Source organism: Devosia chinhatensis, from assembly GCF_000969445.1.
GTDB classification, from domain to species: domain Bacteria; phylum Pseudomonadota; class Alphaproteobacteria; order Rhizobiales; family Devosiaceae; genus Devosia; species Devosia chinhatensis.
Map to the genome: position 1 here is coordinate 1463156 of NZ_JZEY01000054.1, position 14338 is coordinate 1477493.

Annotated in this window: 13 protein-coding genes and 1 tRNA gene; 11 read left to right on the forward strand and 3 right to left on the reverse strand. The window is 61.3% G+C overall.

Annotated elements, in window-relative coordinates; genetic code table 11:
* Window positions 1–71 precede the first annotated feature (71 nt).
* From ruvX to pyrC, 3 genes are all read left to right on the forward strand, one after another.
* Window positions 72–527, forward strand: coding sequence for a Holliday junction resolvase RuvX (gene ruvX / locus VE26_RS07020; RefSeq protein ID WP_200897214.1), 456 nt, complete (start codon window positions 72–74; stop codon window positions 525–527).
* 65 nt (window positions 528–592) lie between these two features.
* Window positions 593–1564, forward strand: a complete 972-nt coding sequence (locus VE26_RS07025; RefSeq protein WP_046104317.1) for an aspartate carbamoyltransferase catalytic subunit — start codon at window positions 593–595, stop codon at window positions 1562–1564.
* Window positions 1561–2856, forward strand: a complete 1296-nt coding sequence (gene pyrC / locus VE26_RS07030; protein ID WP_046104318.1) for a dihydroorotase — start codon at window positions 1561–1563, stop codon at window positions 2854–2856. The genes VE26_RS07025 and pyrC overlap by 4 nt, the downstream gene beginning before the upstream one ends.
* On the opposite strand, the gene VE26_RS07035 is transcribed toward pyrC, so the two are convergent.
* Window positions 2853–4334: a bifunctional ADP-dependent NAD(P)H-hydrate dehydratase/NAD(P)H-hydrate epimerase gene (locus VE26_RS07035; protein WP_046105124.1), complete on the reverse strand. Its 1482-nt coding sequence runs from the start codon at window positions 4332–4334 to the stop codon at window positions 2853–2855. The two genes, pyrC and VE26_RS07035, sit on opposite strands and share 4 nt — an antisense overlap.
* Window positions 4335–4536: 202 nt before the next feature.
* Here VE26_RS07035 and VE26_RS07040 point away from each other — a divergent pair, with 202 nt between their 5' ends.
* Window positions 4537–5193: a PilZ domain-containing protein gene (locus VE26_RS07040; RefSeq protein WP_046104319.1), complete on the forward strand. Its 657-nt coding sequence runs from the start codon at window positions 4537–4539 to the stop codon at window positions 5191–5193.
* Between the two features lie 53 nt (window positions 5194–5246).
* Here the strand turns inward: VE26_RS07040 and glnA are convergent, their stop codons facing one another.
* Both glnA and VE26_RS07050 read right to left on the reverse strand, forming a co-directional pair.
* On the reverse strand, window positions 5247–6656 hold the full coding sequence (gene glnA, locus VE26_RS07045; protein ID WP_046104320.1) for a type I glutamate--ammonia ligase: 1410 nt from the start codon (window positions 6654–6656) through the stop codon (window positions 5247–5249).
* 54 nt (window positions 6657–6710) lie between these two features.
* A complete protein-coding gene (locus VE26_RS07050) occupies window positions 6711–7049 on the reverse strand; it encodes a P-II family nitrogen regulator (protein WP_046105125.1) in 339 nt (112 codons plus the stop codon).
* A gap of 316 nt (window positions 7050–7365) precedes the next feature.
* On the opposite strand from VE26_RS07050, the gene VE26_RS07055 reads away from it, so the two are divergent.
* From VE26_RS07055 to VE26_RS07085, 7 genes are all read left to right on the forward strand, one after another.
* A tRNA-Leu gene (locus VE26_RS07055) sits at window positions 7366–7450 on the forward strand.
* Between the two features lie 47 nt (window positions 7451–7497).
* The gene (gene tig / locus VE26_RS07060) at window positions 7498–8877 is read left to right on the forward strand and encodes a trigger factor (protein ID WP_046104321.1); all 1380 of its coding nucleotides are present in this window, start codon (window positions 7498–7500) and stop codon (window positions 8875–8877) included.
* Between the two features lie 359 nt (window positions 8878–9236).
* Entirely contained in the window at window positions 9237–9566 is a 330-nt protein-coding gene (locus tag VE26_RS18485) for a PRC-barrel domain-containing protein (RefSeq protein ID WP_046105126.1), read from the forward strand.
* Window positions 9567–9702: 136 nt separating this feature from the next.
* On the forward strand, window positions 9703–10878 hold the full coding sequence (locus VE26_RS07070) for a GGDEF domain-containing protein (protein ID WP_046104322.1): 1176 nt from the start codon (window positions 9703–9705) through the stop codon (window positions 10876–10878).
* A gap of 247 nt (window positions 10879–11125) precedes the next feature.
* Complete coding sequence (locus tag VE26_RS07075) at window positions 11126–12229, forward strand: BMP family ABC transporter substrate-binding protein (protein WP_046104323.1); 1104 nt, start codon at window positions 11126–11128, stop codon at window positions 12227–12229.
* A gap of 80 nt (window positions 12230–12309) precedes the next feature.
* Complete coding sequence (locus VE26_RS07080; protein ID WP_046104324.1) at window positions 12310–13419, forward strand: ABC transporter permease; 1110 nt, start codon at window positions 12310–12312, stop codon at window positions 13417–13419.
* The gene (locus tag VE26_RS07085; RefSeq protein WP_425283851.1) at window positions 13419–14336 is read left to right on the forward strand and encodes an ABC transporter permease; all 918 of its coding nucleotides are present in this window, start codon (window positions 13419–13421) and stop codon (window positions 14334–14336) included. Before VE26_RS07080 ends, VE26_RS07085 begins: the two co-directional genes overlap by 1 nt.
* Window positions 14337–14338: the final 2 nt, after the last annotated feature.

Here is a 14338-nt window from a genome sequence, read left to right on the forward strand (position 1 = left end):
TGCCCCTTTTCCGTCGCCAAGTGAGATCGGGGAGCCTATAGGACAATTCCACACTGTCCAGCGAGCCGCATGTGACCGACGAAAATCCACTCGCCGCAATACCTGCTTCCGGCAAGATCCTCGGACTGGATCTGGGCACCAAGACCATTGGTGTCGCCGTATGCGACGCAATGCGCTATTCGGCCAGCCCGCTCGAAACCATCAAGCGCACCAAGTTTACCCAGGATGCCGAGCGGATCATCCAGCTTGTCGCGGAGAACAATGCGGTAGCCATCATTCTCGGCCTGCCGCTCAACATGGATGGCACAGAGGGGCCCAGGGTGCAGTCGACACGCGCCTTTGCGCGCAATCTGGCGCCCAGGATCGAGCTGCCCATCGCCTTCTGGGACGAGCGCCTCTCGACTTCGGCCGTCACCCGCATGATGATCGAAGCCGACCTGCGGCGCGACCGGCGCGCCGAAGTGGTCGACAAACTGGCAGCGAGCTACATTCTGCAAGGCGCGCTGGACCGGCTTCGGCGGGGATAATTCAACTATTGGTTGAATAGCGCTCTCCCCTCCGATAGACCGCAGCAAATCGCAAGGGATGCGACATGCCGCAGCAGACTTCTCGTGCCGGGCAATCCGGCGACTTTCCCCCATTCGCCCAGCGACACCTCATTTCCATCGCCGATCTTCAGCAGCACGAGATTGTGGATCTGCTGGACCGCGCCGAGCGGATGATCGCGGTCTCGCGGCAGGAGCGTAAATCGCTGCCCACGCTCTCGGGCAAGACGCAGATCAATCTCTTCTTCGAGCCGTCGACCCGCACGCAATCCTCATTCGAAATTGCCGGCAAGCGTCTGGGCGCGCTCGTGGTCAACATGTCGGTCAAGACCAGTTCTGTCTCCAAGGGTGAAACCCTGGTCGACACGGCAGCGACGCTCAACGCCATGCGGCCCGACGTGTTGGTCGTGCGCCATTCCGCGGCCGGCGCGGTGGAATTGCTCAGTCAGAAGGTCGGTTGCGCGGTCATCAATGCCGGCGACGGCGCGCATGAGCATCCTACTCAGGCCTTGCTCGACGCGCTGACCATCCGCAACCACAAGGGCCGGCTGGCAGGGCTGACAGTAGCCATTTGCGGCGATATCGCCAATTCACGCGTCGCGCGCTCGAATCTGCTGCTGCTCGGCGCACTCAATGTCCGCACCCGCGTCATCGCCCCCCGCACACTCCTTCCCGCCGGCATCGAAAACCTCGCCACCGAGGTCTTCACAGACATGGAGGAAGGTCTCAAGGGCGTCGATGTGGTGATGATGCTGCGCCTCCAGCATGAGCGCGCCAATGGCAAGATGATCCCCTCGGTGCGCGAATATTATCGCTTCTATGGGCTGGATGAAGCGCGGCTCGCTCATGCCAAGCCCGACGCCATCGTCATGCATCCGGGGCCCATGAACCGCGGCGTCGAGATCGATCCGGCCATTGCCGATGGGCCGCGCAGCGTCATTACCGATCAGGTGGAAATGGGCGTCGCCGTCCGCATGGCCGTGCTCGACGCGCTCCTGCCCACGAGGAACCCCGCATGACCCGGCCCCTGCTCATAGAAAATGCCCGCATCGTTGATCCGGCTTCCGGCACCGACCAGATGGGCGCCGTGCTGATCGAGGATGGCCGCATTTCGGACCTGGCGCTTGGTGGGCCGGTCGGCGTGCCGGAAGAGGCCGAAGTGGTCAATGCCAATGGCCATGTCATCTCGCCGGGTCTCATCGACATGCGTGTCTTTGTGGGCGAACCGGGCAAGGAATATCGCGAAACCCTGGCCTCTGCCGGTAACGCCGCCGTATCGGGTGGCATCACCTCCTTCGTGATGATGCCGGATACCACCCCGGTTGTAGACGACGGCGCCTTGGTGGACTTCCTGATCCGTCGGGCCGAAGCGCAATCCCCTGCCCGCATCCTGCCGGCCGCCGCGATAACCAAGGGCCTCGGCGGCAAGGAAATCACCGAATTTGGCCTCCTCAAGGAGGCCGGCGCCGTCTGCCTCACTGATGGCGCAGCCTCGATCCAGTCCAGTGCCCTGCTCCGCAGCGCCATGAGCTACGCGGCCAATTTCGACATGACCTTCGTCCATCACGCGGCGGATGCCGGACTGGTCGGCGAAGGCGTCATGAATGAGGGCTTCTTTGCCACGGTGCTCGGCCTCAAGGGCATCCCGCGCGAGGCCGAAACCATCCCTCTGGCCCGCGACCTGCAATTGGCCGCCCTGACCAGGGTTCGTTACCATGCGGCGCAGGTCTCGGCAGCAGGCTCGGTGCCCCTGCTCAAGGCCGCGAAATCCGGTAACGCCAGCATTACGGCCGGCATCTCCATCAACAATCTGTGCCTCAACGAGAACGACATCGGCCGCTACAGGAGCTATTTCAAGCTCAACCCGCCCCTGCGGGCCGAAGAGGATCGTCAGGCCATGATCGAGGCCTTGCGCGCAGGTGTCATCGACACGATCCATTCCGACCACGACCCGCAGGATAGCGAGGTGAAACGTCAGCCGTTCGCCGAAGCCTCACATGGCGCGATCGGCCTTGAAACCCTCCTGGCGGCGGCTCTGCGCCTGGTGCATTCTGGTGAGGTCGACCTGTCCGTCATCCTGCGCGCCATGACCATCCGGCCGGCCGAAATCCTTGGCCTGGATGCTGGACGCATCGTGCGGGGTGCACAGGCGGATCTTGTCCTTTTCGATCTCGATTATCCTTGGCAGGTGACCGAGCGCGATCTGCGCTCCCGCTCGCGCAATACCAGTTTCGAAGGCGCACGCCTTCAGGGCAAGGTCATGCGTACGATTGTCGGCGGCAAAACCGTGTTTCAGCACGCCGACTGCTAGGACAGCACCTCCTTCAGCGATTGAGGGATCAGGTCCGGCAAGTCATCGCTGATCATGCCGGGTCCACCAAAACGCCTGGCCGCGTCCGCATGCAGCCAAACGGCCGCCGCCGCAGCCTCGAATCCATTCATGCCCTGGGCCAGCAACCCGCAAGCAATGCCCGCGAGCACATCCCCTGATCCGGCGGTGCCCAGCCATGGCGGGGCGTTGTCGTTGATTGCCGCCCGTCCATCGGGCGCCGCAATGACGGTATCGCTGCCCTTGAGAATGACGATGGCGCCCGATCGGCTTGCCGCCGCTCGCGCCCGCTGCAGCTTGCTGCCTTCCATGGTCCCGAAGAGCCTCTCGAACTCGCCCTCATGCGGGGTGAGCACGACAGGCGCGGTGCGCGCGGATATCATGGCAAACAGCGTGTCCCCATCGGCCTCAAAACTGGTCAGCGCATCGGCGTCCAGCACCACTGCAGCGCTGCCCTTCAGAATTGCGCCGACCTTATCGCGCGTTTCCTTTCCCCGACCGGCCGCTGGTCCGATCAGCACGGCATTGATTCTGTCGTCCGCCAGAAATTGACTGAGCGCGGCAAGGTCCTCAATTGCCTGAAGCATGATTGAGGTCACATGCGTCGCGTGCACCATCATCGCATCCCGCGGCCCGGTCAGCGTCACAAGACCCGCCCCGGCACGAAAGGCGGCTCGCGCCGACAAACGCGTCGCTCCGGTCTGAAGGGCGCCGCCCGAACAAACCACGACATGGCCGCGCGTAAACTTGTGCCCATCCTCCAGCAAGCCCGGCAATCGCCACAGCGCGGGCCCATTGTGCCAGCAGCGCGGACAGATCGTCTCAAGAACCTCGGCGGGAATGCCGATATCGCTACAGACCGTCGCCCCGCAATGTGCCCGCCCGGGCAGCAGCAGATGACCCGGCTTGCGGCGAAAGAATGTCACCGTGCGCCGGGCCTTGATCGCCACCCCGCGCACCGCGCCGCTGGCGCCGTCGATGCCGCTGGGCACGTCGATGCTGACGACATCCACATCGAGCGCGTTGATGCGTTCGATAACATCGGCCAGCGCGCCATTGACGTCGCGATTGAGGCCGGCACCCAGTAAGGCATCGACAACCAGCCCAAAACCGGTGACGTCCAGCGTTTCGAGGGCGGCGACATTGCCCGTCCATTTCCGGGCCATAACGGCAGCATCGTCCTGGAGGCGGCTACGATCACCGAATTGCGCCAGTGTCACGGGCCAGCCTTCGTTTTCGAGAAGACGGGCTACGACATAGCCATCACCGCCATTATTGCCCGGCCCGCAAAGGACCAGAACGGGCTGCGGCAGAAAGTGGTCGCGAATATCGGCGGCAACCGCTTGGCCGGCCCGCTCCATCAGATCGAGCAAGGTCTGTCCGCCCGCGGCCGCCAACCGATCCGCCTGCCCCATTTCGTCGGGCGTCAGCAATGCCTCCGCGCTCACCCTGATCGCCATGTCCAACCTCTCCTCGACTACGCCGGCACTGCACTGCAATTCCCCGTGGTTACGACCGTTCGCCGGTCGTGCCCCATGTGGGCTTTCGCCCCCCAACGTATCCAATCCGTTACCAATTTCCGTAAATTAGGCCACTGTCTTGCAAGACGACATTGATGCGTCTGCGCGATGCTGCTGGCAAGTCGCAGAGGGAGAACGCGCCTTGCCCGAATTCACGGAACGCCCCAGCATCGCCTTGCATGGGATCCGCACGGTGACCGGACGCTATGTCATTGGCCGGCAGACGACCCAGCCCGGCATCAACCTGTTCGGATGTCGTTTGCGGATGATCTCCAGCGACGCCTTCCGCGTCACAGCGCCGGTCATTCCGGAACAGGGCGAAGTGGTCACGGCCAGCTTTGGTCCGCTGGGCACTGTCGGCGGGCCGGTCGAGCGACAGGTCGAGGACGGCTTCGTCGTGACCATCGCCCAGGATGAAGCCGCACGAGAAAAGCTCAATAGCCGCATAACGGCCTTCAGTGAACGCATCTGGACCGGCGCCATGGATCGGCGTGCCGACCGGCGCTTCATGCCCCGGAATCCGCGCACCGTGATCTCGCGGCCAGACAGTTGGTCTCAGCCCTGCCTCATCATGGACTACTCCATTGGCGGCGCGGCCCTGTCAGCCGCCTTTCAGCCGGCCATCGGCGAGGTGGTCACCATTGGGCAGGTGACGGCCGAAGTTGTGCGGCTCTTCGACGTCGGCTTTGCAGTGCGCTTTTTCGAGCCTCAGGATGTCGAGCTGGTCGAAAGCCTGCTTGAGGCCCCGGACGAGTGGCGCGCCATGATGCGCCGCTCCTTCCCGCTGGAAGCGGTCTAAACAGAAAAGGGGCCCCGGAGGGCCCCTTTCCGCTTGTGTCGTGATCGATCCGCTTAGGCGGAATAGTACATTTCGTACTCGACCGGATGCGGGGTGTGCTCGAACTTGATGACTTCCTGCATCTTGAGGTCGATGTAGCTGTCGATGAAATCGTCGTCCATCACGCCGCCAACCTTGAGGAAGTCGCGGTCCGCGTTGAGGCTTTCCAGGGCTTCGCGGAGCGAGCCGGAAACGGTCGGGATTTCCTTGAGCTCTTCCTTCGGCAGTTCGTACAGATCCTTGTCCATCGGGTCGCCGGGGTGGATCTTGTTCTTGATGCCGTCGAGGCCGGCCATCAGCAGCGCCGTGAAGGCCAGGTACGGGTTCGCCAGCGGATCGGGGAAACGCACTTCCACGCGCTTGGACTTCGGCGACTGGCCGAAGGGGATGCGGCACGAAGCAGAACGGTTACGGGCCGAATAGGCCAGCAGCACGGGGGCTTCGAAGCCCGGAACCAGGCGCTTGTAGCTGTTGGTGGTCGGGTTGGTGAAGGCGTTGATGGCCTTGGCATGCTTGATGACGCCGCCGATATAGTAGAGGCAATCCATCGAGAGGCCGGCATACTGGTCACCGGCAAACAGGGGCTTGCCGTCCTTCCAGATCGACTGGTGGCAATGCATGCCCGAGCCATTGTCGCCATAGACGGGCTTCGGCATGAAGGTTGCGGTCTTGCCGTAGGAATTGGCAACCTGCTGGACCACATACTTGTAGATCAGCACGTCGTCGGCAGAAGCGATCATCGGCTTGAACTTGAGGCCGAGTTCATGCTGGGCCGAGGCCACTTCGTGGTGGTGCTTTTCGATGATGACGCCCATCTGGCCCATCGCCTCGAGCATCTCGCCGCGCATATCCTGGGCGCTGTCCAGCGGCGGAACCGGGAAATAGCCCTTCTTGAGGCCGATGTGATGGCCGTTATTTCCGCCTTCGTATTCGGCGTCATTGTTGGTCGGCAGTTCCGAATGGTCGACCGAGAAACCGACCTTGTAGGTCGTGTTGGCGTACTTCACGTCGTCGAAAATGAAGAATTCGGGTTCGGGACCGAACACCACCGAGTCGCCGATGCCGGACGACTTGACCAGAGCTTCGGCCTTCTTTGCGATGGAGCGCGGGTCGCGGTTATAGGGCTGGTAGGTGGAGGGCTCGAGAATGTCGCAGTTGATCGCCAGCGTGGACGCGGCGAAGAACGGGTCGATATAGGCCGAGTTCGGATCGGGCATCAGCACCATGTCGGACTCGTTGATGGCCTTCCAGCCGGCGATCGAGGAACCGTCGAACATGACGCCGTCTTCAAACAGGTCGGCATCGACGACGGACGCATCCATCGTAACGTGCTGCAGCTTGCCGCGCAGGTCGGTGAAACGCACGTCGAGATACTTGATGTTCTCGTCTTTCATGCGCTGGATGATATCGGCTCCGGTCGTCATTAGGTCTTCCCCTGTCTAAATCGGAATCTGGTTTATATCTGGCGGCAGCGGCGCTTAGAGCGCGTCGTCGCCGAATTCGCCCGTACGGATACGGATGGCCTGCTCGATGGAATAGACGAAAATCTTTCCATCGCCGATGCGGCCGGTTTGCGCTGCCGTGCGAATGGCTTCAATGGCCTTTTCGGCGAGATCGTCGGGGCAAACCACCTCGACCTTCACCTTGGGCAGGAAGTCCACCACATATTCGGCGCCGCGATAAAGCTCGGTATGGCCCTTCTGGCGGCCGAAGCCCTTGGCCTCGGTCACGGTGATGCCCTGCAGACCAACTTCCTGCAGCGCTTCTTTGACTTCGTCGAGCTTGAACGGCTTTACGATAGCCTCGATTTTTTTCACTTGCGCCTCCACTGGCCGTTTTCGGCAGTTACCGCCAAAGCGTATGCATGGTGTGTGCCACCGTGTTCACGGCGCATAAAACTGTTCAAAATGAGAGACTTAGCATCAGGCCCCAAGTCACCCCAAGATATCTTGAATAACCCATTTGGCTAAAATATATGCAACAAGTCCATTTTTCGTCCATCCGCATCCCAGCCCGGAGGGGCGACTGCCGCACAAATGGGCGGAAGACGGGTGAACCCGCGCTCCAATGAGCCTTTGACTGCCTCGAACTCTTCCTATAGATGCAACGCCAACCCGGCCGACGGGGGCCCTTGCGGGTGTGGCGGAACTGGTAGACGCACTGGATTTAGGTTCCAGCGCCGCAAGGCGTGGAGGTTCGAGTCCTCTCACCCGCACCAAATGGCCTCGGCCTAACGAGATCAATCAATACGGGAATAAGACCCCAATGCAGGTAACCGAAACCCTCAATGAAGGCCTGAAGCGCAAGCTGAGCGTCACCATTCCGGCCGCGGATCTCAATACGCGCCTCGACGCCAAGCTCGAAGAGCTCAAGGGCCAGGCCAATATCAAGGGCTTCCGTCCTGGTAAGGTGCCGACTGCGCATCTCAAGAAGGTCTATGGTCGTTCGGCCATGTCCGAGGTGATGACCGACGCCATCAACGCGACCGTCAGCGACACACTGGACGAGCGCAAGGAACGCGCCGCCGCTCAGCCCAAGGTTGACCTGCCGCAGGATCAGACCGTCATCAACGACGTTCTCGACGGCAAGGCCGACCTGGCATTCGAAGTCGAATATGAAGTTCTGCCGCCCGTCTCCCTGATGGACATCAAGGGCGTCAAGCTCGAAAAGCCCGTCGTCGAGGTGACCGAAGAGGAAGTCGACGCCGAGGTCAAGCGCGTGTTCAATCAGAACCGCGGCTACACCGACAAGGGCGACGATGCTGTCGTGGAAGACGGCGACCGCCTGGGCCTCAGCTTCGTCGGCAAGATCGACGGCGTTGAGTTCGAGGGGGGCAAGTCCGACCATGCGCACCTGACCGTCGGTTCGGGTGAATTCATCCCGGGCTTCGAAGAGCAGCTCGTCGGCATGAAGAAGGGCGAGACGCGCACCATCACCGTCACCTTCCCTGCCGATTACCAGAACAAGGATCTGGCCGGCAAGGAAGCTACCTTCGACGTCACCATCCTGCATGCCGATGGCCCGAACCAGGGCGATCTGGACGACGATTTCGCCAAGCGCCTCGGCCTGGAAGACGTCGCCGCCCTGCGCAAGGCTGTCCGCGATCAGATGGAAGCCGCTCTCGTTTCTATGGGCCGCCAGCACATGAAGCGCCAGGTCCTGGACGCACTGGACGATGGCCATAAGTTCGACGTTCCGGCCCAGCTGGTCGACGCCGAGTTTAACACCATCTGGCAGCGCGTCGAGCACGAAATCCAGAGCCATGGCCGCTCCTTCGCCGATGAAGGCACGACCGAAGAGGAAGCCCGCGAGCAGTATAAGCGTATCGCTGAGCGTCGCGTCCGTCTTGGCCTCGTCGTTGCTGAAATCGGCAACGTCAACGAAGTCCAGGTTTCTGACGAGGAGCACCAGCAGGCGCTGATCACCGAAGTGCGCCGCTTCCCCGGCCAGGAACAGCAGGTCTACGATTATTACCGCAAGAACCCTCAGGCTCTTGCCAGCCTGCGCGCGCCGATCTTCGAGAACAAGGTCGTGGATCACATCATCGATCTGGGTGAAATCACCGAGAAGAAGATTTCCCGCGACGAACTCGCTAAGCTTATCGAGGCCGGCGAAGAAGACGTTCCCGAAGAACATCACCACTGATCTGCATGGGTCGCTTGCACAGCAAAGGCCGCCTCCGGGCGGCCTTTTTTCGTTTTTGGATGATGTGATCCGCACAACTGAACCTTTTGCCCGCTTTGCGCTTTTTCTCGCAACAGAGGAGCATGAACATGACCCAATATACTTCAGACGCGCATCATCAACCCAAGGGCGACCATAATCGCCGCCTGTCGCTTGGCATCGGCGCAGAAACCTTCGCCTCTGAAGCCGGCATCACGCTTGACCAATTGCAGGCTTATGAGCGTACGGCGCCCGACGCCGATTATGACCCCGATGTTGCCGACCGCATTGCCGCAGCCCTGGAGCGCCTCGAGCAGAACCTGCCCAACCTGCAAACCGGCATAAGCGATGATGGCGATCACGACGCACCACGTCCTCATGACGATCATCCGCGCCTGCAGCCGTCCGAGCTGACGGCTCACGTTCTTGAAGGCGCACCCATTTATGACGCGCGCGACCGTCAGGTTGGCAGGATCTCGCATGTTCACGGCAGCGGATCGTTGGCTGAAGTGATCGTCGACGTTGGGGGGTTCTTCGGCCTCGGCGCCAAGCCAGTCGCCATTCCCGTCTCTGGCCTCGACTTCATGCGCGATCACTCCGGCCGCGTCCACGCGCTGACGCTCCTGGATGAAGAGCAGCTCAAGGCTCTGCCGGAACACCGCCACAATTGATTCTGAGCCTTGGGCGTCGGCAATAGTCCGGCGCCCGCCATCGCTGGCAAACCTGCGGGTGAAAGTTAAGACTCGGTTATTGCCCCCAACCTAAGAATGCTTGCGCGCGCCTTCGCGCTCGGCGAGCAGAAAGACGATGTCCGGCCAGTTCTATTTTTCATTGCTGAACCCGGCGATCGCCCTGACTTTCGCCACTGTGTTCCTGATGCTGTGGCGACGATTTCCCGACCGTCATCACCTGATCCACGTTGTGTTTGCATTCGCGCTTTGTGCCATCGGTTTTACGGTGCGCGACTTCCCCGTCTTTCTCAACGAATTGTCCACCCGCCTCGTCGCCAACTTTGCCTTCATCGGCTCTGCAATGCTTGCCTGCGGGGCAGCACTGGCCCTAGCTAGCCGCACCATTCCCTGGACGCGCATGAGCCTCATCAGTGGCATTGGCCTGGTCGTCTTCGGCTACTTCCTGTTTGTCGTGCCGTCCACCACCACTCGCGTCGTTGTGCTGGGCATCACCATGTCGCTCTTGGCGTTTACGGCTGTCGTAGAGCTTTGGAAGGCACGCCCACTCCCGCTCTCGGGCCGGCTGATCCTATCCGCTGCCCTCATCTTCATGGTCCTCGCGCTGAGCCGCCCACTGCTCATTCTTTCCGGACTGCTGGCCATCGACGATGCGGCCACCTTCCAGCAATCGTCCTATTGGCTTACCATCCAGGCCTTCACACCGCTTCTGGCCGGCGCGCTGGCCCTTCTCTTTCTGGCCGCGATGAGCATAGACACCTTCGAACAACTGCGGACCGAAGCCAATCACGACTATCTCACTGGCCTGCTCAATCGTCGCGGCTTCGAAGTGGCGGCAAGTGGCTGTCTGTCGGAAGGCGGCGGCACCGGCGCCCTGCTCATGGGCGACATAGACGACTTCAAGAAAATCAATGACACCTACGGCCACAAGGTCGGCGACCAGGTGATTTCCGCTATGGCCCGCGCCTTGTCCAGCCATGGCAGGGCGCAATTCGCGGCGCGGGTCGGCGGCGAGGAATTTGCACTTTTCTATCGGGACGGAGATTTGGAGGCGCTGCATGCACATGCCGATCGTATTCGCAGCGCCGTCAATCGCCTGGTCCTGCCTGGCCTTCCGGCAGATTACCCACTGACAATGAGCATTGGCATCCATGCCCGTTCCGCTAACGAAACCCTCTCGGAAATGCTTATCGAAGCCGATAGAGCTCTCTATCGCGCCAAGACCAGCGGAAAGGATCAGGCCGTTACCTCGGCGGCCTCGAAACGCCGATCGACCCGTTCTCGATCAGCGTAGCCCTGAGCCGACTGTATGCAGAGCCTGAGGGTATGCGCATAAATTAGGCTTAATAGGAATTTAAGATCACAAAATAGGCAGTTAGTGGCCTATTGCATACAATGATCTTTTGGCCGCCCTGCGGCAAATTATTGAATAATCATTGCATTTTGAAAGACCGACGCTTCTAGGAGCGTTGGCATGGCCTTTGCAAAGTTCCCTGCGGCAGCGCCAGGAAAGGCGCGCCTCAGGTGCAGGGAGCCAATCAATGACTTCATTCTCGCTTTCCCGCCGTTCGCTGCTCAAGGCCGGTGCGGCCGGGCTTGCCACGGCGGCTTTGCCCATCAACTTGAGCCGGGCCCAGTCGCCTATCGTCTTGGGCGCAGTCTATGTCGGCCCGCGCGATGATTTCGGCTGGAACCAGGCTCATGCCTTGGCCATGGAAATCCTCAAGCAGGTTCCAGGCGTTACCGTTATCGAAGAAGAAAACGTGCCTGAGACCGACGCTGTCACCCAGTCCATCGAATCGATGATCAATCTGGATGGCGCGAACCTGATCCTCGCCACCTCCTTCGGCTACTACACGCCCTTCGTGGTTGATTTGGCGAGGAAATATCCCGAAGTGGAGTTCCGCCATGCTGCTCCATTGTGGAAAGAGGGCGACCCCACCAATGCGGGATCCTATTTCTGCTATCTCAACCAGGGTCACTACGTGAACGGGGTGGCCGCGGGCCTGTCCTCCCCCACAGGCAAGCTAGGCTTTGTCGCCGCAAAGCCGATTCCGTCAGTTCTGAGCAACATCAATTCCTTCCTGCTCGGCGCCCGCAAGAGCAATCCGAATGCCACGGTACAGGTGATCTTCACCGGCGAGTGGTCGATGCCCGTGCGCGAAGCCGAGGCGACGAATGCGCTGATCGATGCGGGTTGCGATGTGATTGGCTGCCACGTGGATGGCCCCAAGGTTGTCATCGAGACCGCCGAGGGCCGGGGCGTCAAAAGCTGCGGGCACAATGCCTCGCAAGCGCCCCTTGCACCCAATGGCTTCATCACCGGCGCCGAATACAAATGGTCCACCATCTATTCGCTCTATGCAGACCTGCTGGCCAAGGGTGAGCCCCTGCCCAATTTCGTAGCCGGCGGCTACCACAACGACATGCTCCAGACCACGCCCTACGGCGCGGGTGCCACCCCGGAAGCCATTGCAGCCGCCGATGCCGCCATCGCCGATCTGGTGGCGCAAAAGCCGATCTATGTCGGTCCGCTCAAGGACAATGCCGGCAATGTCGTCATCGAGGGAGAAATGGACAATTACGACCCTGTTCTCGATGGCATGGACTACCTGCTCGAAGGCGTGATCGGCTCCATTACCTGATCGTCCTCCCTCCGACCCATTCTGCAATAGCGCCTTTCCCCAACGGGGAAAGGCGGCCCCTCGGAGTAAGGAACAACGCTATGACAGTGCAAAGCGCGGGCCTGACGTCGACAACCACCGGCCCCAGCCTGCGAACCCTTTCCCTCGCCGAAGCCCTGTTCGTGCCTGTTGCCGCTCTCATTGTCTCGGCACTGCTGTTCTCGGTCTTTCTCTTGATCATCGGCAAGTCTCCTGTCGACTTCTTCGGCCTGGTTTGGGTCGGCGGCTTCGGGTCATCCTTTTCCATCCAGCAATCTCTGCAGCGGTCTGCCCCGCTCATCCTGGCCGCTTTGGCCTTTGCCATTCCTGCCCGCATCGGTCTGACCATGATCGGAGCTGAAGGCGCTCTGGTGCTGGGTGGCTTTGCTGCAGCCGCAATGGCCATTCCATTGGTAACCGGCGGCGCACCGGTGCCTCTCGCCTGGCTGCTTATGGCCCTCGCCGCAATGGCCACCGGCGGGCTGTGGATCGGCCTTGCCGGCTGGCTGCGCCACTACAGGGGCGTCAACGAGACCATTTCCTCGCTGCTGCTGAGCTATATTGCCATTGCCATCATGAACTTCTTCGTGGAAGGCGCGCTGCGCGATCCGGCATCGGCAAACAAGCCGTCCACCATGCCGATCGGCGACGCCTATCGCATTGGCTCCATTCCCGGAACATCGGTCCATTGGGGCTTCGCAGCCGGCGTGATCTTGGCCATTGTTCTGGCCATTCTCATGTCGCGGACCACATTCGGCTTCGCTGCCCGGATGACCGGGGGTAATGTGCGCGCGGCCCAGGCGCAGGGCCTGCCGGTTGGCTTGCTGGTTGTCGCCTGCTGCGTCATCGCAGGTGCCTGTGCCGGTTTGGCGGGCTTCTTCGAGGTTGCGGTGGTTCATGGTCAGGCCAATGCTTCGCTGGTCGCCGGCTATGGCTTCACCGGCATTCTCATTGCCTTTCTGGCGCGACATAATCCGCTGGCCATCATCCCCATCGCCATTCTTTTCGGTGCGATCGCTGCCGCCGGCGGACTGATCCAGCGCCGAATGGGCATGCCCGACGCTACCGTTCTCGTGCTTCAGGGGATCATCTTCGTCGTGCTGCTGGCCAGCGACACGCTCTATGGGCGCCTCAAGATCTTTCAACCTCGGGCGATGGGAGACCGCACATGATGGATAATTCGCTGCTCATCGTCCTCATCGCCATGCTGGGTGGCGCCATCCGCGTCTCTACGCCCTTCATGTTCGTGGCGCTGGGCGAATGCCTCACCGAAAAATCCGGACGCATCAATCTGGGTCTTGAAGGCAATCTCGTCCTCGGCGCCATGGTGGCCTATGCGGTGAGCTACCACACGGGCAATGCCTGGCTTGGCGTCCTGGCTGCCGGTGCCTCAGGCATCGTGCTGGGCGCGCTGCATGGCTATATCTGCAAGCTTCCCCGGGTGAACGACATTGCCGTCGGCATTGCCATCATGAGCTTCGGCACGGGCCTCGCCTTCTTTTTCGGCAAGGCCTATATCCAGCCCTCCGCACCACGCCTCAACTCTGTCCCGCTGGGCGACTGGACCGGCAACGCCTCCATGGCCCAGGCGCTTCAGATCAACCCGCTCTTCTTCGTGGGCATAGCTCTCGCCATCCTGATGAGCTGGGCTTTCGCCAATACCCGCTGGGGTCTGATTGTGCGCATGACCGGCGACAGCGCAGCTTCGGCCAAGGCCATGGGTGTTTCTGTCGATCTGGTCCGTCTGCTCGCCACGGCGGCAGGCGGTTTCCTGGCCGGCGTCGGTGGTTCTTTCCTTTCGCTTTACTATCCCGGCTCCTGGAACGAGGGCCTGTCGTCCGGCCAGGGCCTCATGGCCGTGGCGCTTGTCATCTTCGCTCGCTGGGATCCGATCCGCTGCATCTGGGCAGCCCTGCTCTTCGGCGCAGCCGGCGCGATCGGCCCGGCTCTTCAGTCCGTGGGCATCACCCAGGGCTATTACTTCTTCAATGCCGCGCCCTACATCCTCACCCTTTTCATCATGATCGCCTCTGCCCGCTCCAAGGGGGCGGCGCGCGAGGCACCCGGCGAATTGTCGATCACCAAATAGGA

What these genes read in the sequence shown, in the direction of transcription:
- VE26_RS07025 (WP_046104317.1), top strand. Translation starts at nt 593, where the DNA reads ATGCCGCAGCAGACTTCTCGTGCCGGGCAATCCGGCGACTTTCCCCCA.
- VE26_RS07075 (WP_046104323.1), top strand. Translation starts at nt 11,126, where the DNA reads ATGACTTCATTCTCGCTTTCCCGCCGTTCGCTGCTCAAGGCCGGTGCG.
- VE26_RS07070 (WP_046104322.1), top strand. Translation starts at nt 9,703, where the DNA reads ATGTCCGGCCAGTTCTATTTTTCATTGCTGAACCCGGCGATCGCCCTG.
- pyrC (WP_046104318.1), top strand. Translation starts at nt 1,561, where the DNA reads ATGACCCGGCCCCTGCTCATAGAAAATGCCCGCATCGTTGATCCGGCT.
- VE26_RS07035 (WP_046105124.1), bottom strand. Translation starts at nt 4,334, where the DNA reads ATGGCGATCAGGGTGAGCGCGGAGGCATTGCTGACGCCCGACGAAATG.
- VE26_RS07085 (WP_425283851.1), top strand. Translation starts at nt 13,419, where the DNA reads ATGGATAATTCGCTGCTCATCGTCCTCATCGCCATGCTGGGTGGCGCC.
- VE26_RS07080 (WP_046104324.1), top strand. Translation starts at nt 12,310, where the DNA reads ATGACAGTGCAAAGCGCGGGCCTGACGTCGACAACCACCGGCCCCAGC.
- glnA (WP_046104320.1), bottom strand. Translation starts at nt 6,656, where the DNA reads ATGACGACCGGAGCCGATATCATCCAGCGCATGAAAGACGAGAACATC.
- tig (WP_046104321.1), top strand. Translation starts at nt 7,498, where the DNA reads ATGCAGGTAACCGAAACCCTCAATGAAGGCCTGAAGCGCAAGCTGAGC.